Source organism: Paenibacillus oryziterrae, from assembly GCF_042610485.1.
Lineage (GTDB): Bacteria > Bacillota > Bacilli > Paenibacillales > Paenibacillaceae > Paenibacillus_AQ.
The window spans coordinates 104,279-123,286 of record NZ_JBGJZO010000007.1 but is presented as its reverse complement, the minus strand read 5'-3'; the positions used below and the strand labels follow the sequence as shown (position 1 = coordinate 123,286).

The 19,008-nt window shown below is 48.7% G+C and carries 19 protein-coding genes; 5 read left to right on the top strand and 14 right to left on the bottom strand.

Going from position 1 to position 19,008, the window contains the following annotated elements:
* Window positions 1-5 precede the first annotated feature (5 nt).
* On the bottom strand, window positions 6-917 hold the full coding sequence (locus tag ACAN55_RS10425) for a helix-turn-helix transcriptional regulator (RefSeq protein WP_379131960.1): 912 nt from the start codon (window positions 915-917) through the stop codon (window positions 6-8).
* 100 nt (window positions 918-1,017) lie between these two features.
* Here ACAN55_RS10425 and ACAN55_RS10420 point away from each other — a divergent pair, with 100 nt between their 5' ends.
* Window positions 1,018-1,962, top strand: a complete 945-nt coding sequence (locus ACAN55_RS10420) for an alpha/beta fold hydrolase (RefSeq protein ID WP_379131746.1) — start codon at window positions 1,018-1,020, stop codon at window positions 1,960-1,962.
* Window positions 1,963-2,164: 202 nt separating this feature from the next.
* Here ACAN55_RS10420 and ACAN55_RS10415 read toward each other — a convergent pair whose 3' ends face one another.
* Window positions 2,165-4,552, bottom strand: coding sequence for an ABC transporter ATP-binding protein/permease (locus ACAN55_RS10415; protein WP_379131743.1), 2,388 nt, complete (start codon window positions 4,550-4,552; stop codon window positions 2,165-2,167).
* A 228-nt stretch (window positions 4,553-4,780) separates the two neighbouring features.
* Here ACAN55_RS10415 and ACAN55_RS10410 point away from each other — a divergent pair, with 228 nt between their 5' ends.
* Both ACAN55_RS10410 and ACAN55_RS10405 read left to right on the top strand, forming a co-directional pair.
* Window positions 4,781-5,455, top strand: a complete 675-nt coding sequence (locus ACAN55_RS10410) for a response regulator transcription factor (RefSeq protein WP_379131740.1) — start codon at window positions 4,781-4,783, stop codon at window positions 5,453-5,455.
* The gene (locus tag ACAN55_RS10405) at window positions 5,452-6,498 is read left to right on the top strand and encodes a HAMP domain-containing sensor histidine kinase (protein WP_379131737.1); all 1,047 of its coding nucleotides are present in this window, start codon (window positions 5,452-5,454) and stop codon (window positions 6,496-6,498) included. The genes ACAN55_RS10410 and ACAN55_RS10405 overlap by 4 nt, the downstream gene beginning before the upstream one ends.
* Window positions 6,499-6,595: 97 nt before the next feature.
* Here the strand turns inward: ACAN55_RS10405 and ACAN55_RS10400 are convergent, their stop codons facing one another.
* From ACAN55_RS10400 to ACAN55_RS10385, 4 genes are all read right to left on the bottom strand, one after another.
* Entirely contained in the window at window positions 6,596-6,850 is a 255-nt protein-coding gene (locus ACAN55_RS10400; protein WP_379131734.1) for a hypothetical protein, read from the bottom strand.
* A 107-nt stretch (window positions 6,851-6,957) separates the two neighbouring features.
* The gene (locus ACAN55_RS10395; RefSeq protein ID WP_379131731.1) at window positions 6,958-7,539 is read right to left on the bottom strand and encodes a copper amine oxidase N-terminal domain-containing protein; all 582 of its coding nucleotides are present in this window, start codon (window positions 7,537-7,539) and stop codon (window positions 6,958-6,960) included.
* 257 nt (window positions 7,540-7,796) lie between these two features.
* The gene (locus ACAN55_RS10390) at window positions 7,797-8,900 is read right to left on the bottom strand and encodes a Gfo/Idh/MocA family protein (protein ID WP_379131728.1); all 1,104 of its coding nucleotides are present in this window, start codon (window positions 8,898-8,900) and stop codon (window positions 7,797-7,799) included.
* Window positions 8,901-8,918: 18 nt separating this feature from the next.
* Entirely contained in the window at window positions 8,919-9,578 is a 660-nt protein-coding gene (locus tag ACAN55_RS10385; RefSeq protein WP_379131725.1) for a ThuA domain-containing protein, read from the bottom strand.
* Between the two features lie 159 nt (window positions 9,579-9,737).
* On the opposite strand from ACAN55_RS10385, the gene ACAN55_RS10380 reads away from it, so the two are divergent.
* A complete protein-coding gene (locus tag ACAN55_RS10380; protein WP_379131722.1) occupies window positions 9,738-10,577 on the top strand; it encodes a helix-turn-helix transcriptional regulator in 840 nt (279 codons plus the stop codon).
* A 17-nt stretch (window positions 10,578-10,594) separates the two neighbouring features.
* On the opposite strand, the gene ACAN55_RS10375 is transcribed toward ACAN55_RS10380, so the two are convergent.
* The 4 genes from ACAN55_RS10375 to ACAN55_RS10360 all read right to left on the bottom strand — a co-directional run bounded on the left by ACAN55_RS10375 (window position 10,595) and on the right by ACAN55_RS10360 (window position 14,068).
* Window positions 10,595-11,491: a methyltransferase domain-containing protein gene (locus ACAN55_RS10375; RefSeq protein ID WP_379131719.1), complete on the bottom strand. Its 897-nt coding sequence runs from the start codon at window positions 11,489-11,491 to the stop codon at window positions 10,595-10,597.
* A 94-nt stretch (window positions 11,492-11,585) separates the two neighbouring features.
* Window positions 11,586-11,984 carry an RrF2 family transcriptional regulator gene (locus ACAN55_RS10370; protein ID WP_379131717.1) on the bottom strand — a complete coding sequence of 133 codons (399 nt, stop codon included), beginning with the start codon at window positions 11,982-11,984 and terminating at the stop codon, window positions 11,586-11,588.
* A 53-nt stretch (window positions 11,985-12,037) separates the two neighbouring features.
* Window positions 12,038-13,441: a DHA2 family efflux MFS transporter permease subunit gene (locus ACAN55_RS10365; protein WP_379131714.1), complete on the bottom strand. Its 1,404-nt coding sequence runs from the start codon at window positions 13,439-13,441 to the stop codon at window positions 12,038-12,040.
* A gap of 162 nt (window positions 13,442-13,603) precedes the next feature.
* Window positions 13,604-14,068 (bottom strand): MarR family winged helix-turn-helix transcriptional regulator, encoded by a 465-nt coding sequence (locus tag ACAN55_RS10360; RefSeq protein WP_379131711.1) that lies wholly within the window; start codon window positions 14,066-14,068, stop codon window positions 13,604-13,606.
* A gap of 129 nt (window positions 14,069-14,197) precedes the next feature.
* On the opposite strand from ACAN55_RS10360, the gene ACAN55_RS10355 reads away from it, so the two are divergent.
* A complete protein-coding gene (locus ACAN55_RS10355; protein ID WP_379131708.1) occupies window positions 14,198-15,079 on the top strand; it encodes an SDR family NAD(P)-dependent oxidoreductase in 882 nt (293 codons plus the stop codon).
* 13 nt (window positions 15,080-15,092) lie between these two features.
* On the opposite strand, the gene ACAN55_RS10350 is transcribed toward ACAN55_RS10355, so the two are convergent.
* The 4 genes from ACAN55_RS10350 to ACAN55_RS10335 all read right to left on the bottom strand — a co-directional run bounded on the left by ACAN55_RS10350 (window position 15,093) and on the right by ACAN55_RS10335 (window position 18,977).
* Window positions 15,093-15,875, bottom strand: coding sequence for a DeoR/GlpR family DNA-binding transcription regulator (locus ACAN55_RS10350; protein WP_379131706.1), 783 nt, complete (start codon window positions 15,873-15,875; stop codon window positions 15,093-15,095).
* A gap of 86 nt (window positions 15,876-15,961) precedes the next feature.
* A complete protein-coding gene (pfkB, locus tag ACAN55_RS10345) occupies window positions 15,962-16,891 on the bottom strand; it encodes a 1-phosphofructokinase (protein ID WP_379131703.1) in 930 nt (309 codons plus the stop codon).
* Window positions 16,888-17,754 (bottom strand): class II fructose-1,6-bisphosphate aldolase, encoded by an 867-nt coding sequence (gene fba, locus ACAN55_RS10340; protein WP_379131700.1) that lies wholly within the window; start codon window positions 17,752-17,754, stop codon window positions 16,888-16,890. The genes pfkB and fba overlap by 4 nt, the downstream gene beginning before the upstream one ends.
* A gap of 251 nt (window positions 17,755-18,005) precedes the next feature.
* Window positions 18,006-18,977: an ROK family protein gene (locus ACAN55_RS10335; RefSeq protein ID WP_379131697.1), complete on the bottom strand. Its 972-nt coding sequence runs from the start codon at window positions 18,975-18,977 to the stop codon at window positions 18,006-18,008.
* Between the last annotated feature and the right edge of the window lie 31 nt (window positions 18,978-19,008).

Sequence of the window (19,008 nt, the reverse complement as noted above, 5' to 3'; positions counted from 1 at the left end):
CATTATCAGGAATAGTTCTCCATCATTTGATATAAATAATTCCGAAAGTCTTCAACATAGGTTTTGGGCTCTACAACTTTTAGATGCGTGCCGAAGCTTGCTAATAATTGAAACCCCATACTATTTTGAGGGACATAAAGGGTTGCTATTAAACTTCCAGAACTATGGTCTTCAATACTTCCTCGACCATACCTTTCGATGATTTGATCTTTTATGCTAGGCGATATCCAGGCCTTAATCGTGACGAATTGCGGTGCATAACTTGCTTCGTGTCCTTGCTCTGACCAATCGTCTCTAGGATGAAACGCGCGTTCCTCCATAGTAATACGATCGGTCCGAGATAACTTGAATGTTCGATATCCCTGTCGGTGTAGACAGAATCCTTTCAAGTACCAACTCGATTCGCTAAAATGCAGCTCATAGGGCTCGACCCTTCTATTCGTTACAGCTCCGTCTTTATCTGTATAACCAAACGAAACCAGCCTTTTCTTTAAAATGGATTCTTGACATATCTTTAAGGTTTCAAGAATCTCAGACCGACCTGCCCAATCATAAAACGACAGTTGAATGGTACGATTCAGAGACAATGGACTAACCATTGCCTCTATTTTTTTTATCGTTCTTTCAACTTCTTCAGTGAGGAGGATTTGTTCCAACCCACTGAGCGCAGTTAAAATATTTTGTAAATCGGTGCTGCTTAAAAGGCGTTTATCTACCTTGTATTCATCCAATATGCCGTAGCCGCCTTTAACCCCATTGACAGAGTAGATCGGGATGTTCGATAAGCTCAAGGTTTCCATATCGCGAAGGATCGTTCTTTTAGAAACATTGAATAGTTGTGAGAATTCCTTTGTAGAAACAACCTCTTTTTTCAGCAATATCATGATAATCGAAATAAGTCTCTCCACTTTGTCCATAATGCCCTCTTTTTTCTGCATGATTTCAGAACGGTGACATTAAGGTGTCACCTTTTCTCCATTATACTTCATGTATCACAAGAAGGAGGTTTTGATTTCAATGTTTAATCCAACCGATTTTCCCAAGCCCACCCTTATTTCAGTCAACGGCGTGGAACTCGAAGTCTTCGAAGCAGGCCGACAAAATGCCGGAAAACCCATTGTCCTCTGTCACGGCTGGCCAGAGCATGCTTTCTCTTGGCGCCATCAGATGGCCGCCCTTGCCGCAGCGGGCTACCATGTCATCGTCCCAAACCAGCGGGGTTACGGCAACTCATCCCGTCCGACCGAAGTAACAGACTATGATATTGAACACTTATCAGGTGATCTCATCGCACTCCTCGATCACTACGGATACGAAGATGCCACCTTTGTCGGTCATGATTGGGGGGCAATGGTCGTTTGGGGACTGACCTTATTGCATCCAAACCGTGTAAACAAAGTGATAAATCTGAGCTTGCCTTACCAAGAGCGCGGAGAAAAACCCTGGATCGAGTTCATGGAAGAAATACTTGGCGGTGACTTCTATTTCGTCCACTTCAATCGACAGCCAGGCGTCGCAGACGCCGTATTCGAAGACAATACGTTCCAGTTCCTTCGCAACATGTACCGGAAGAACGAGCCCCCCACAGAGCCTCAGCCTGGTATGGCGTTTATCAATCTCGCCAAAACAGAAACACCGCTCGGTGAGTCCTTGATGAGCGACAGCGAGCTGGCCGTTTTCGTCTCCGCTTTTGAAACATCAGGGTTCACGGGCAGCATAAATTGGTACAGGAACCTTGACCGCAACTGGCGCTTATTGGCGGAGGTGAACCCAATAATCCAACAGCCGACCCTCATGATCTACGGCGACCGGGATGCGATTTCAAAGTCTGAAAACCTGACAAAGTTCGTGCACAATGTAGAAGTGGTCAATCTGGATTCCGGTCATTGGATCCAGCAAGAAAAGCCGCAAGAAACAAACCAAGCGATTTTGAGATGGCTGGAACAGCAGGATGCCACCTAGTCCGGAAGGTGGATGATATCGTTACCGACAAGGAACCCACCGACGAGTGAATCTCATTCCTCGGGAAGTATCAGGTCTTGCTTGTCTATTCTCCGGCTCTTTAGAAGCCCCTCTACAACAAAACTCCGGTCTCCGCAAGTCATTGCGGGAACCGGAGTTTTTGTGATGCAGCTATCAGATAATCTTACACCCAGCCATATCGTTACTCGCTCCGCAGAGCGACCACCGGGTCCTTCTTCGCTGCGAATTTAGCGGGAATGAAGCCGCCAAGCATCGTCAGCAGGACGCTGATTAACACGAGCAGGAATGCATGGAGGGGATTGAGCTGTGCGACATTGGACAGGTCTGTAATATTTTTCAGGATGATATTCACAGGAATGGTCAGCAGATAGGCGATACCGATACCGAGCAGACCGGAGATCGTCCCGATAATGGCGGTTTCTGCGTTGAACACCCGAGTAATGTCTTTTTTGCGTGCACCCAGTGCCCGGAGAACACCGATTTCCTTCGTTCTTTCAAGCACCGAGATGTATGTGATGATTCCGATCATGATTAGGGAAACCACAAGTGAAATGGAAGCAAAGGCGATTAGCACGATTGTGATTCCGTCCATAATCCCACTCGACAGGTTGGTTACCATCTCCGCCATATCGGTGTAGACAATCATATCCTTATCCTGACGGCCTTCATTCCACTTATCCAGGTATGCGGTGATAGCTTCCTTTGATTCAAAGTCCTTCGGATACAGAGAGATGGAAGCGGGAATGCCCACTGAACCGAGCGCAGCCAGCGTATCTTCTTTGGAGGCTGCACTGCCCGGATCTGCCGCAGAAACTGCACCAAGACCCATGCCTAGACCCATGCCGCCTCTCATAGCCGTCTCGTTCACCTCGGCGAACACTTTACCACTGATGACATTCACATGGTCATTGCTCTCTTGTGCCTTGACAATCTCTGAATCTTTGGCATTCTTGATAAAATCAGTAGCCAGTGTATCGGAATACGCGATTCCCGCATCCATCGTCGACATCGGGGAATCCTGCTGCTTGCGGATGATTCCGGCAATCTTCAGAGTTACCGCATTGCTGTTGTCATACAGACTGCTGAGGTCGGCAGGGTCACCGTTCACGCGGAACTGCTCTCCTGACTTCACATAGAAATCGTTGTTATGAATCAGCTTGAACTCTTTGCCGACAATATCATCGAAGCTGATGCTCTTTGCCTTATAATCCAGGCCCAGCGCCTCAAGCGCCGTCAAGCTGAGCCGGTTATATTCATCGACAACCATGATCAGATCCGTCGGCTCCGAAGGAAAGCTTCCGGCAAGCAGATCGTAGTAATCTTTAAGATAGCTATCCATACTGCCGTCCGGACGGCTTGGATAAGAAGTGAACCCGCTGTTCTTCGTGTTTAAAGCAACCGCGGTATCCCCATCGGATCTAAGAATATTCATGCTAACCTTGCGGCTGTATGCGGTTCCGTCCAGCAGAGCCGGATCTATGCCTTTCAGATAGTCCAGATACTCATCGGTCAGCACATTGGTATGCAGGACCGTATTTGCCATAGGATCATAAGGATAAATTTCTCCGGCGCTTGTGAATTCAGTCAGCTTGTCAGTACCATTCTCCTCGTTGTTCGAAGGGCGGTTGGACAAATCAATATTCGCTGCCGTCTGATTGATTGTCACCGGGAAGTTCGATAATGCACCAGATTCATAGTTGCTGATCTGCTTGTCGAACCCGTTCGAGAGCGACAGGATCAGTGCAATGCCGATAATCCCGATACTGGAGGCAAAAGCAGTCAAGGCCGTTCTCCACTTTTTGGTGGCGATGTTGCGGCCGGACAGTTTAAGAGCGGTAAGATAGCTCATCGCTGTCTTTTTCAGCTTATAGTTAGTAGTCTTCTGCACTTCCGCCGGAGGATTGCTGTCCGAGATAATCTCCCCGTCCCGGAACTGCACGACCCGGTCCGCATACGCTTCCGCCAGCTCCGGATTATGGGTGACCATAACGACCAGCTTGTCTTTTGCGATCTCCTTGATTAGCTCCATAATCTGTCCGCTGGTCACTGTATCGAGCGCACCTGTCGGCTCATCGGCTAGAATAATATCGGGATCATTGGCGAGCGCCCGTGCGATGGCTACCCGCTGCATTTGTCCTCCGGACAGCTGGCCCGGTTTCTTATGGATATGCTCCTTCAGCCCGACCTTTTCCAGCACTTCTACCGCTTTCTTGCGTTTGACGGCTGCGGATACTCCGCTGAGGGTCATCCCCATTTCGACATTGTCGGTAATGCTGAGGTGCGAAATCAGGTTATAGCTCTGAAAAATAAATCCCACGCTGTTGTTGCGGTACGCATCCCAGTCGCTGTCCTTGAAGTTCTTCGTGGAAGTTCCGTTTATGATCAGGTCTCCGCTGTCGTATTGATCGAGCCCGCCAATCAGGTTAAGGCAGGTCGTTTTGCCGGAGCCGCTCGGCCCAAGAATGGCCACGAACTCGCTCTCCCTGAAATTCAGGCTGACGCCGTTCAGCGCCGTCTGGGTGAAGGTGCCCGTGGTGTAGCTTTTGGTAATATTGTTCAATTGCAGCATGGGTTAATCTCATCCTCTCATCTCTGTAACAAACTTAGCAAACTAACGATTTAAGCAAATGGTACCACAGCAATATGAACTAAACATCAACAGCTGCGAAGATGCTGAAGGGTTAGGATTCTGTTCATAATGAATTTATATTAATGATATATAATGGATGAAAGTAATCTCCGGAGATCATATCATGCCGGATGTTTGACGAAAAAATGCAGGGATTGAGGGGAACTCATGTTCAATATACTTGTTGCGGAAGACAATGATAAATTACGGCAGTTGATGTGTACCGTCCTCACCAAACACGGCTACAACGCAATTATGGCCGAAGACGGCCAGCAAGCGCTGGATATACTGGATTCGCAGTACATCGACCTGATCATCTCGGACATTATGATGCCGAACGTGGACGGTTATGAGCTCACCCGGAGAGTCCGGGAGACGGGATATAACAAGCCAATCCTGATGGTAACGGCGAAGGAAAGCTTCAACGACAAACAAAAGGGCTACCTGGCCGGAACTGATGATTATATGGTGAAGCCGATCGACGTGAATGAAATGATTCTGCGGGTCGGCGCTCTCCTGCGACGCTCCAAGATTGCCACGGAGCGGAAGCTGCTGATTGGCAGTCTTACGCTGGATTATGATTCGATTACGGTATTCAAGGGTGATGAGAGTGCCCAGCTTCCCCAGAAGGAATTCTATCTGCTGTACAAGCTTCTCTCCTATCCGAATAAAATTTTTACGCGCCAGCAGCTTATGGATGAAATCTGGGGTATGGATTCGGAGACGGATTTGCGCACAGTGGACGTTCATATCAACCGGCTGCGCGAACGATTCAAAGATTGCACTGATTTTGATATCGTCACTGTGCGGGGACTGGGCTACAAGGCGGTGAAGAACCTGTGAGCGAACGACGCAAGCCGCGGAACCTGTGGGGCACGCTGGTCATGTTGGTGTTCATGATTATGCTGTCCTCAGCTACACTGATGTCCCTGATGGCCTTCATCGTCGTGAAGCTGGACCTTGTGGGCATGAAGCATCCCCGCATCCCCTGGATCTTCATACTTTCTATTCTGACCAGTATCCTAATCGGAACGGCAATTACTGCGCTTGCGGGACGCAAAATACTGGCTCCTATTACCAGCCTCAGCGAAGCGGCCAAGGAGGTCGCCAAAGGTAACTTCAGTGTGGAGCTGAGCTATGAAGACCACCGGGTGCGGGAGCTGGGGGAAATGGCCGCCAATTTCAATAAAATGACCCAGGAACTGAGCGGGATTGAGACACTGCGGAATGACTTTGTGGTGAATGTCTCGCATGAATTCAAGACGCCGATTGCGGCGATTGAAGGATACGCCGCACTGATGCAGAGCGAGGACCTGACGCTTGAGGAACGGCGGGAATACAGCCGCCTGATTATGGAGAGCACGAAGCAGCTGTCCTCGCTCTCCAGCAACATCCTGAAGCTTTCAAAGCTGGAGAATCAGGAGTTTGTGCTCGAGCAGAGTCAGTTTGACCTCGACGAGCAGCTCCGCCACGCCCTGCTGTTCCTGGAGCCGAAGTGGAGTGAAAAGAATCTGGAGCTGGACATCGACCTTGCGCCTGTCCGCTATCACGGCAGCGAGGAGCTGCTGATGCAGATCTGGCTCAATCTGCTTGGGAACGCCTTTAAGTTCACCGATCCCGGCGGTGAAATCACCGTCACGCTAAGGCCAACCACCGATGGCGTTACCGTACGGATCGCCGATACCGGAACCGGAATGTCCGAGGAGGTGCAGAAGCATATCTTCGAGAAGTTCTACCAGGGCGACCGTTCCCGTTCGGCAGAAGGCAACGGGCTGGGCTTGCCGCTGGTCCGGCGCATTCTTGATCTGTGCGGCGGAAGCATCTCCGTGGAAAGCACGCCGGGAGTGGGCTCGGCGTTCACGGTGGTGCTGCCGGTCACCGCTTGATTACGACATGCTCAAGACACCGCATGAGGAACAATAAGAATGAGAAATAAGGCAAGAATACCCTCCTCGCCATGGTTACAGACCTTGAACAAGTTTATTACTTCCCGATGCCTAACTGTCTCAAAACAGTCTCCAGATCCGTTAGCTCGCCGTAATAATCAGTGACCAGTAACTGCCCTGTCAAACCGCGTGACTTGTCGATATTCCGATACCTGAAATACTCCGTTTTCAATGTGTACCAATCTATGCCTTTATCCTTCTCATTCTTCATAGTTATTTGTAGTTGAAAATCATCGGATAAATTGGAAAGGACAATTTCTTTGCCTGTAGTAATCTCAACAGGTCTTGCCATTCCTTCTCCAAAAGCAATTTGCACCTTGTAGACTTTGCCTTCAAAAGTTACCGTCGAGGGTACATTTAAAATCAGAGTGTGAGTTAATGGGAACCATTTCAAACCGCTTAGAACCGCTTTACCGAATACGATCGACTGCCAAAAGGCTTCCAGTCCTTATTGGGTTTCTTTTCCTCTATAGATGAGTGATGTGCACTCTGATCTTGTTCAACTTCTTCCATCATAGATTTCAGTCGCAATGGTTCATTCTTATTGGCTTCTCCCGGATTCTCAATCTTAAAAGCTATTCCTTCCTTTAGAAAGTTAAGAGGGACCAGAACGACTCCATCTTTGAACCGAACCATATCTTCCATCACTGTTGTAATTCCATCCAGCGTTACCCTGCTGCTGTTAACCGTGAAAGTCATTCTGTGATCTGCAGGACCGTCATAAGTGACGATTATCGGAGCTTTGGCTGACGTGTAGCGTACCGCTGCACCAAGTTCCTCAGCTATGGCTTTTAAGGGCACATAAGTAACGGTCAGAGCCCTCTTTTTTGCAAAATCGGTAATGAAGTATCCAAGTTCATTCACGTTTCGATCATCGATACTGATATTAAATGAAGAATATACTGTCTGTGAACCGGATGCATTCGCGGAAGGCGCAGCAGTCTGAATCACAGACCCTGTCAGGATTACTAGCAGAAACATATGTATTATTTTGTTCAAAAAATGTTTAATCGGACTCCCCCCTTAGGTTAAATGAAATTACATCGTTGCAAAGCTCTGTTTAAAAGAATACGCTATTTATGCCCACACTTCCCATTTATTGAGACTATCATAGAGAGATGTAACTGTTCAATTATAAAATCCCCGGATCGGTAAAAGGCGTTCATTGAAACAATAAAAAGGAGATGCTCACATGGAACATCCCCTTTATAGAAGCATGTGTTATCTTCGCAATACCGCTACTTCACTTCACCCTTAATCAAACCCATAGGCAGCGGTCTTGGCTGCTCGCAGAGTGTCGCAAGCTCTACGTAACGACCCGTATCCGAGCTGGTGTGGAATGCGTGCATGATCTCCAGCACATGATTTGCCAGCTCACCGTTTGCTCTCGGTTTATCTCCGGTACGGATACATTCCGCCATATCAGCTACACCGATTCCACGGCTATTCTCGGCATAATTGTACACCAGAGGAATCTCCATAAACTCTTCACCCGCTGCCGGCCGCAGGAGCACCTTGCCGCCGAAGGTATTAGGATCAGGGACTATCAAAGTACCCTGTGAACCATAAATTTCAATCCGCGGCAGTTGGCTGCTCCAGACATCAAAGCTGGTAATGACTGAGGCAATCGCTCCGCTCTCGAATTGTACGGTTCCGGCAACATGTGTAGGCACTTCAACATCGATGACGTTGCCGAATTTCTTCTCGCTGGTAATCGTCCGCTGCGGAAAGGTCACTTGCGTCATTCCGCATACTGTTTTAGCTGGACCAAGAAGCGATACGAGCGCCGTCAGATAATATGGACCCATATCGAACATCGGTCCGCCGCCCGCCTGATAATAGAATTCCGGATCGGGATGCCAGCTTTCGTGGCCATGGCAGACCATAAAAGCTGTAGCGGCAACAGGCTTACCGATAAATCCGTCGTCAATCAACTTACGGCAGGTTTGCAACCCCGCTCCAAGGAATGTATCCGGCGCGCAGCCGATGAATAGTCCCTTCTCCCGGGCCAAAGCCACAAGCGTTGCCCCATCCTCCAGTGAAAGGGATAAAGGTTTCTCCACGTATACATGTTTGCCCGCTTCAAGCGCCTGGCGGCACACCTCATAGTGGGTCTTGGGAGTGGTCAAATTCACAACGATTTCAATTTCATCCGAGGCCAGCAGCTCACTAGTAGTCAACACATGGGGAATTCCATACTTGTCTGCCGCCTCGCGTGCCCGCTCCTCATTCAGATCGGCACAGGCAACCACCTCCGTGCCACTAAACATACCGCTCAAATTCTCCATATAAATACCGCTGATATTCCCGCAGCCGACAATGCCTACTTTAACTTTGCTCATCTGAATGACCTCCGTTTGTTATTTAGCCGCCCAGAGAAAACCTCTGCGCATGAGTTCCAAGGCTTCCGGGATATCAAAAATATTGGCCTGATGCCCCAGCGAATTATAAAACACTCTGCCGCTGCCCCACCGTTTGGTATAAACCACCGGCATGGTGATAATGCCATTAGCAGAGTGAGGTCCTTCACTTATTGAAAAGGTAGTTGTAGCGAGCACATTGACAGCTGGATCTACATGCAGATAATATTGCTCCGACTTCACTTTGAAATCCCGGATTCCTTCTGTGATCGGGCTAGAGGCGGAAGCAGTGATATTCACCTCATACTCCACGCCATCGTTAAAGGGGTGGGCCACCCACTGCGACCCGGTCATAAATTGCCAATCCACACTGGTTCGGAACGAATCGCACATTCCACCGTGACAGCCGGCAAGCCCCACTCCGGAGCTGACAGCTTTGAGTACGGGAGCCAATTGTTCTGCGGTAATCTCTCCCATGGTCCACACGGGAATAATGAGATCCAACTCCAGTAACTTCTCTTCATCTTTAAAAGAGTCCAGCGTATCCGAAATCTCCACTTCAAAATCTTCATTCCGCAGTAATCCGGCAAATATCTCCGATACTTCCTTCGGCTGATGCCCATCCCAACCGCCATATACGATCAATGCCTTCTTAGCCATTTCCAGTTCTCCTTTAACTTCCGGGTCAACACCCGATTCTTGTGTGCCTCGATTTGATTGTAGTTCAAAGCAGCTTTCAAGGCGCGTCATTCCCATTGCTTTTATGGACATTTTTTGCTAGATTGTAAGCAATGTTTGGACAGGAGGATATTTCTAACAATGAGGGCATTTCACGAAAACCGCATGTATGGGCTGAACCTTCCCGTTCAAATTGGCACCGCTCACAATATCAGTTTCCTGGCGCACTGGCACAATGATGTAGAGCTGGCTTTTGTGCTGGATGGAAGCATTCGCATGGGAATTAATTCGGAATCGCGGGTTCTGGAAAAGGGTGACCTGGCCGTATGCGCCAGCGGCGACATCCACTATTATGACAGCAGAGAGCATGAATCCACGATTCTGCTGGTTATATTTAATCCCCAACTTATCGGCTGCCCCGGCGGCTGGCCTAAGGATGTCCGGCTTACCTCGCCTTTTCTTGCCGGGTATGAAGCCGGTGACAGCAGCATGACTCAAGAAAACTTCGGCCAAATCACCGCTATTCTTAATGCTCTTCTGCCGGAGGTGGAGCAAAAACCCGCCTATTACGAGATGCTGCTTACCGGCAAGCTGTTTGAGTTGAGCGGCCTGATCCTGAGGCATTCCCGCTGCGAACCGGCTAACCACCGAAAGGACAAACGCCGGTTGATCCGGATGAATATTCTGCAGAACGTTCTTGATTACCTGGACGCGAATTTCATGAACGACGTTACCCTGGAAGACGCCGCGAATCATGCGAACATGAGCCTGTTCCACTTCTCCCGTTATTTCAAAGAGATGTCAGGGATGAACTTCACACTATATTTGAATAACCTCAGAGTAAACCATGCAGAAGCTTTGATCCTCAGCACAAACAAGACGATGATAGACATCGCCTTGGAATGCGGATTTACGAACGTTAGAACATTCAATCGGGTGTTTAAGCAGGTGAGGAACCGCACGCCTTCTGAATTACGGTGATACGATAGGCGAAATGATCATTTTCTGCTGTACATATTCTGTTCCTTCAGCCGGATCAGCACTTTACCAAAACGTCCGCCCTGGCTTACCGTTACCGGTCCGTCACCGTAGGTGCGCTGCACATACTCCGTAACGATCTTCCGGGCAGATTCGTCAGCAACGGTATGGTGATGCTTCAGTTGCCCCATGACCTCTTCAATAGCAGCTTCCGGGCTGAGTTCGGTAGTCTTCGTCTCCAAGGTAACAATGGATTCGTAGGCATATCCTTTCAGGTAGAGCAAATGCAGCAGATAGGCCATATCCGAAACTCCAGCACTGCTTCTCTGTTCAGACAGCAGAGGCATTACCTCGTTCAGCAGGCTGTGCTGTCCCATTCCTGCCGGAAGACTGATATAGCAGAATTGACGCGCGCAGCTAATGACACTCTCCACACTGTCCCAATCCACAATCGTCGGACACATGGACACAAAGACCAAATCGAAGGCTTGCTCCCACCCTTTTCCCGCCACGTCAATGTCCTCAAAGGCCTGCGGGACAATCTCAACTTGTACCTGCTCCCGGTTAAGAGCCTCTGTATTGGCTTTAAGCAATTCCAACAGAGGAAGGTTGGGTTCCACGGCTGTCACTCTTGCTCCACGCTCGGCAAAAGGAACGGAGAATCCCCCCGAAGCCGCCCCGACGTCCAGCACGGAGAGGCCGTCAAATTCCACTCCCTGGCCTTCGATCCAGCCGATAATTCGCTCGCTCCGGCGTCTCCCGGCATCACTGAAGACCTCTTCATTAAAGGTTTTAGCCTTATGATCGAAGCTGCGGGTGAAATCGACGCCTGCCCGCTTCATTTTGTTGCCCATAGACAGCGGGTCCTCCTTCCACGCCTTCTCCCATACCTGTTCGTTAAATAATTCATTTATCATTTCGTTCATCCCTTTCATACTGTTTAGTTGAAATATTCAAAGAGTTCAAAGACTTATTATATCTATAATTAACCGTAAAAATAACGGCACTTCATTAACGCTCCGTTATTTTGGCAGCAAGCTCAGCGATCTTTTTGCTGCGAAGATACTCTTCCATCCGCTGCTCCGCTTCTACCATTTCCCGCTGGATCAGGCACTCGCTGGGATGGTTCAGGGCACAATCGAACAAAGAGGCCGTGCCTTCAATGGCATGGATAATATCGAGGAACGAAATATCTTCCTTGCTCTGCTTCAGCCGATACCCACCGTTCGCACCGGATGCAGACTCAATGAGTCCCGCCTTCACCAGCTTGGTCAATATTTTAGACAGATACGTGGGGGATACATCCTGACGTTCTGCCAGCTGCTGCACCCCGATAGGCTTATCTTTCGCTGCGGCCACCAGAAACAGCATCGTATGCAGGGCATAATTCGTCGCTTTGGAATACTTCATGCTACATACTTCACCCCAATCCAATCAAAGACTTTATTCATCCATGATAGCTTTTATCTTCGGGCGACGTCAAGCTTCGCATGCTCCTTGAGATAAAAGGTAAGTACCAATCCCAGTCCGGCCATTGCAGCGAGTATCCAAAAGACAACCCGTATTCCCTGCAGCATATTCCCGGGAAAATCTAATCCGCTATATCCAGATACAGATGTCATAACGGCCACGAGCACTGCCCCGCTTGTCGAGCCACCCAAGGATCGGATCGTAATCGTCATCGGTGATGCATGAGCGAGTCTGGACGCAGGTACACTACTCATCGTAAATGCCGTAATCGGGGCCATTATAAATCCGACCTCAGTCATAAATAGTGCAAAGATTAGGATAAGCAGCAAAAACGGAGTATGCAGCGTTAGCAGGATAGCCAGAACAAGCAATGTAGCCGTCATGCTTAAAAAGGAAACCCGGGTTAGCATTCTGACTCCAAATCGGTCATACAGTCTTCCCGAAATCAAACCGGAACCACCCATGAGCAGCGCCCCGGGAAGCAGCATAAGACCTGATTCCCGCGGTGTCAGCCCCCGTACCTTCTGGGCATACAACGGAAGGAACAACTCCAGCCCGATCACGACGAAGAACAGAATCACCCCAATCACTGAAGAATAGGTGAACATCCGTGAACGGAACAAATTGAAATCCAGCAGAGGTTCAGCCAGCTTAAGCTGCCGCCTTATGAGCAAGACTATCATTCCAGCTCCGGCGAAAATGACCACCCCTGCGAGCACAGCGGATTTCCCTTGATCTCCTGCTAGACTTAATCCGTACAGCAGGCCTGCGAACCCAAGTGATGAATAAAGAACAGATCTGAGATCCAGCTTCGCAGTATTCTTTTCTCCCACATTCCGTAGACTGATATAAGCTAGTAACAGGTTGGCAAGCGCAACGGGTAGAACCCCGTAGAACAGCAGCCGCCAGGACTGATGCTCCACTACAAATCCCGACAGCGTCGGACCGAGTGCAGGCGCAAGCCCCATCACCAGACCTACCAGCCCCATCGCCGTACCCATCTTCTCCTTCGGGAACACTCTCAGAATCGTAGTCTGGAACAGCGGCATCAATAAGCCTGCCCCCATCCCCTGAACCAAACGTCCGGCCAAAACCATAGCGAAGTCAGAAGAAACGGCAGCGATCAGCGTTCCAGTAATGAAAGCCCCCCCTGAAGCGAAGAATAATGCCCTCGTTGAGAATTTCCCGATCAAGAAACCTGCAACAGGCACCACTATCCCTGTAATAAGAAAATAAATGGTGATCAGCCATTGTCCCTCGTTTTCCTGAATTTCCAGATCACTCATCATCCGCGGCAGCGCCGTATTCAGCATTGTCTGCATTAGCTGTGCCAGAAAATTGGCGATCACCAGGGAGGCAACGATGACCCCAGGTTTTTTTCGTAAATGATGTTCCACCGATTCTCCTCTCATCTAGCAAAATTACAAATACATTAAAGATATATTATATCCGTGATTAAACTAAAAAAATTCACCTCTCCCGTTTAGTTAAGCATACCGAACTGGATTACGGTATCTTCTGATCACAGACTTAATGTATCTACAATATATTTGATTTGTTTATTTGTCAATTATTTTCCCATTAAAGTGCTTCAGCATATGGATGAAATCGAGAAGCTCGGTATCATTCCAATGTGCAATCCGTTCATAAAAAGCGGACTCTTTCTCCTGTAGAGCACTAATTATCTTCTGTTGGCCAAGCTCCGTCAGAGATAGCAGAATACCCCTGCCATCAAGTGGAGATGCATCTCTACGTACATACCCCAATGCTTCCAACTGCTTAACAAGGCGACTGACCGAGCTCCGGTCCATTGCGGTTGATTCCGCCAGAGCAGCTGCGCTTGTCGGCCCATAGGAATAGAGCCAGCGGATAATATGGAAGGCAGCAGGCTGCAAGGAGGAATCAAACCTCGCTGCAGCTCTGACATTTAATGCATGTGAAGCGCTGATGAGCGCATTAAGCTGTTCGCCAAGGGCGATCTCCAATTGTTCTCTCGAGTCATTGCTGTAGTTCTTGTCATTCATTCACTTTCACCTGTCCTTTAATCAAAAGAGATAATTAGTTGACATATATCAATTAAATCAATATAGTGGACATATATCAATCATGTTGATGATATCACAAAATATTGTATCACATAAAGGAGAATGATCATGACTACTAATCCCATTGTTGTTATTACCGGTGCAACGAGTGGTCTTGGGCAACTCGTTGCCATTGAATTAGCACAACGCAGTTTTGATCTTGTACTGACAGCCAGAAGCAGAGAACGGGCCGATGCCACTCGAAAAATGATTAAAAACAGCAGTCCTTCAGCGAAAGTTGACTTTTTTTTCGGAGATTTATCCTTAATGAAAGATGTTAAGCGCGTAGGCCAAGAAATAGCAGCCGCATATCCTAAAATCGACGTTCTTTTGAACAATGCAGGAATCCATGCCTTCGAACCAAGAGTAACTTCCGAGGGATTTCCGGAGATGATCGCAGTTAACTATCTGGCACCGTGGCTGCTGACACATACATTGCGGCCTTCTCTGGAGAACGCAGGTGCGGCAAGAGTAGTCAATGTTGCCTCTGAGGCTTCGCGTAACCATGGCGTACTTAGACTCCCCGGAGATTTAACTGACACCACGCCCTTTACTGCCCGCGGCTCATCGCCGATCTATGGCAAAACCAAATTATTAAATATCATGTTCACCGCCGAACTAGCCCGGCAATGGGCCGGCACCGGAGTCAGCGTGAATGCATTAAATCCCGGATTTAATGTGACCGGACTCGGACGCGAACTCCGATTTGCCTCTGTTATCGAACGTATTTTGAAATTACTGCATCTTGGAGATCCGCGAAGAGGAACGGATATTATTACCCGGTTAATCGTGGAGCCTAAGTATCACGAGGTTACGGGAGGATACTTCAACGTGGGAACAGGAAAAAGCATCGAACCGGTAGCTCCTGGGGGAGATTCCGCGATGCAGAAAGAACTTTGGAAAGCAACACAAAACCTGCTGATGCAACAAGAACAGTTTTATCAATTTTGATTAATTCCCAGTCTCATTCTTCTATGTATATCTTGACTTGCTGCTCGATACACGCCGATTCCAGCCAAGACTCGGGCTGTTTATTCGTAATAATACCCGTAGCCTTGCCCAAGGGAATAATCGTAAACAACGCGGATTTTTCCAATTTGCTGTCATCGAATACCGGATAAACCTCACTGGAACGCATGATGAGCTGCTGAGCAATACTTGCTTCCAGCTCAGAATGCATCGTGAAGCCATGCTCCTGGGACACCCCATCTACACCAAGGAACATTTTGGTCACATTTACTTGCTTCACTACACTCTCCGCAAGAGGCCCAATCAATTCGTAGCTACCCGCGCGCATGACCCCTCCAATAACGACTACCCTAACTCCCTCCGCTTCAGCAAGCTCGGCGGCAATATTAACTGCATTCGTAACTATCGTAATGTGCTGGTGTTTTTTTAGTGCTTTGGCAATAAAATACGTTGTTGTTCCTCCTGTGAGGCATACCACATCACCTTCTTTGACCAAAGAAGCAGCGATTCGGGCAATTTTCTCTTTTTCTTCTTTCAGAGAGAATTGCTTATCGCTAAAGGATACCTCTGAGGGTTCCTGACGAAGGTTACCTTCGTATACGGCTCCTCCGATTGTGCGGATGACTTTTCCCGACTTGTCCAGCCAGTCCAAATCCCTTCTCGCCGTAGCCTCGGAGCAGCCAAACTCTTGGATGAGCTCCTGAACCGTAATTTTACCGTGCACCTTTATATACTCTATGATTTTCGTTCTGCGTAATCCGGTCTTTGAATGATCCATAACTCTCTCCTCCGGGGAACCTTTATCCTTTAATCCTAATAACTAATATTGGAGGAAACCGGACAACTTTGCAAGAATCAAAGAGATCATAGGACTTCAATCTTCACTTGATGAAGATACATCTGATAGACATCGTTGTTAAAATGGCCCGCCTTGCTGGACAAGGCGTTTGAACAAGCGGCAGCAGTCGCCACCCGGAGCCTTTGCGCAGCAGATTCTCCCTGCTCCTCGGCAAATACCATTCCCGCAACAAAAGAATCTCCGCATCCGACTGTGTTAACCGCTTCGACATATGGAGGAATAGCCCGATAGCCGATCCCATCGATAAAAGCTATGGTACCCCGCGCACCTAACGTAACACATACCTGGCGAATCCCTTTTCCTGCAAGCTTGGCTGCTGCATCAACGATTTGTTCGTCGCTCATTTTCTCTTTACCAGACCACTGTGCGAGTTCTTCCTCATTCGGCTTCACAAAATGCGGCTTTGCCTGCAATCCTTCGCCAAGCGCCGGCCCGCTGGTATCCAGATATACCCGGGCATTTGTAGATTGTACTATATGAATAAGTTCTGAATAAGTAGTGGCCGGAACGCCCAAAGGCAAGCTCCCGGAGAGCACAACATATTTCGAAGTCAAGGAGAGCTCAACCAATCTTTTTTTGAATCTGTCTAAATGGATAGGGTCGATTTCCGGCCCCTGCTCCAATAATTCCGTTGAACTGTTGCTGCTTACGTCAATTATATTAAGGCAAGTACGGGATTCACCTTTTGCAGAAACAAATGAAGTCAGAATGCCGTATTCTTGCAAACGATGGTCAATAAATGCTCCGTTGCTGCCGGCAACAAACCCTGAGGCTGTAACCTCCCCGCCCAATAGCTTTACAACTTTAGCCACGTTATTGCCTTTGCCCCCAGGTTCACTGATCACTCTGGAGACGCGGTGCACCTTACCGGCAACCATTTTGTCCACATAGTACGTCTTATCAACGGCGGCATTCAGTGTAACGGTCGTAATCATTTTAATTGATCGGCCTTGCCGAAGCTTCCGCACAGCTCCATCTTCTCCAAAGCCAGACGCTTAACCGCATCTTTGGCCGGGATCATATATTTCCGGGGATCATTCTCCTCCGTATTATCATTAAATACTGTCTTGATCGCATTGGAGAACTCAATCCGGAGTTCAGTAGCTACATTCACTTTAGCCATACCCAGCTGCACCGCCCGCTTCACCTGCTCACCCGGGATGCCTGAACCGCCATGCAGCACAAGCGGTGTCTCAACCAAAGCTGCGATTCTTTCAATTCTCGCAAAATCAATATTGGGCTCGCCTTTATAAATACCATGAGCTGTTCCAATCGCCGGTGCCAAAGTGAATACACCTGTTCTCTCAACGAAAAGCTTACATTCCTCAGGATCTGCCAAAAGCGCGTCACGCTCCTCGACAACAATCTCATCCTCGACTCCGCCGACCTTGCCTAATTCCGCTTCTACGTTGACTCCCGCTGCCGCTGCAATCTCCATAACCTTGGAGGTGCGCTTTACATTTTCCTCAAAAGAATGCATGGAAGCATCGATCATAACGGAGGTATAGCCTGCATAAATGCACTGCACCAGCAACGAAAAATCTGTACAGTGATCCAGATGCAACGCGATCGGCAGCCCAGACTGATCAGCAGCAACACTGGCGGCGGACACCAGATACTTCGGACCCAAATGCTTGACCGTCCCCATGGTCGTTTGGATAATAAGTGGCGAACGGGCTTCCAAGGCAGCTTCTACAACTGCCTGAAGCATTTCAAGTGTATGCACGTTAAACGCTGGAATCGCGTAATGATTGGCTCTTGCCTGCCGAAGCATGGCAGTTGATGAAATAAGCGGCATAAATAATTCCTCCCAAGTAATAAATTTTGATCAACATCTGACCTTTGGTGAATGAGGCCGCTACGGTTCGGAGGGTTCTTACGATCGCTGTTAAAGTCCCATTTCCTGATTGTAAGAGATCTTATAGGTTGAAATTGGACTTTAAAGGCGACCACTGCCGTTTCTCCAGAATCCCTCCGACCCTCCGCTCTGTCCGCACGTAAATCAACCTCTGATTTTGCATTTGACCCAAATGTGCAATTAAAACAATTTTATTGACCCCTGCGTTCATTAAATTGGCGCAAGGCCCAAATGCCGCTGCCAATGATTCCAGCATCATCGTTTAGCTCTGCGTATTTCACGGTGAAGTGGCCAAGGTAGTCCCGCAGCAGACGTCTGTTCAGTTCTTGCTGCATAGGGCCTACAAGCGCATCACCGGCCAAAGCTCCGCCTCCGCCGATAATAATGACATCCGGCGATAAGACCGGTACTACCCATGACAAGGCTCTGCCCAGAATTCGTCCAGTATGTGAGAGGATGTCGCGTGACATCCTGTCTCCTGATTCACATGCTCTTGAGACATCGCCTGCGTTTATTTGATTAGTATCAGGAATCCAATTACGCAGCAGGCTGCTCTCTCCGTTTAAGATCCGCTGTCTAGCTTGCCGAGCAATTCCCGTAGCAGAGACAACGGTCTCCAGGCAGCCGGTATTCCCGCAATTACACACAGAATCGATCTCATCCATAGGCGCATGCCCAATCTCTCCGGCGATAAACCGGTGTCCGTGATACATCTGCCCGTGATTTACAAATGCTGAAGCCAGACCCGTTCCGATGGTAATTCCGAACACGTGATTGAACCCGCGGCCCGCGCCACAGGCCGCCTCTCCGTACACATACATGCGCACATCGTTGTCTATATAAACCGGTATGCCGAGAATTCGCCTTAAAGCTTCTGCTACGGGAACATGGGTCCACTGTAGATTCACCGCCCGCAGACTAATGCCCTGAACGGGATCTACCAGTCCGGGTATCCCCATGCCAATGACTGTTAGCTGATCTGTACCAATACCTGTCTCTGCACATAAGTGTCTAATCCTCTCCGCTATGCCTTGGATAATGGCCTGCGGACCTTTGTCGGCGGAAGTAGGATCTTTCGCTTTGATTACGACTTCCCCGGCAGCATTTATCAGGCCGCATACAATATTGGTGCCCCCTACGTCTACACCGGCTGTATAAATCACTGATTTGGCCGTCTCCTCTCACCTGGCGTTA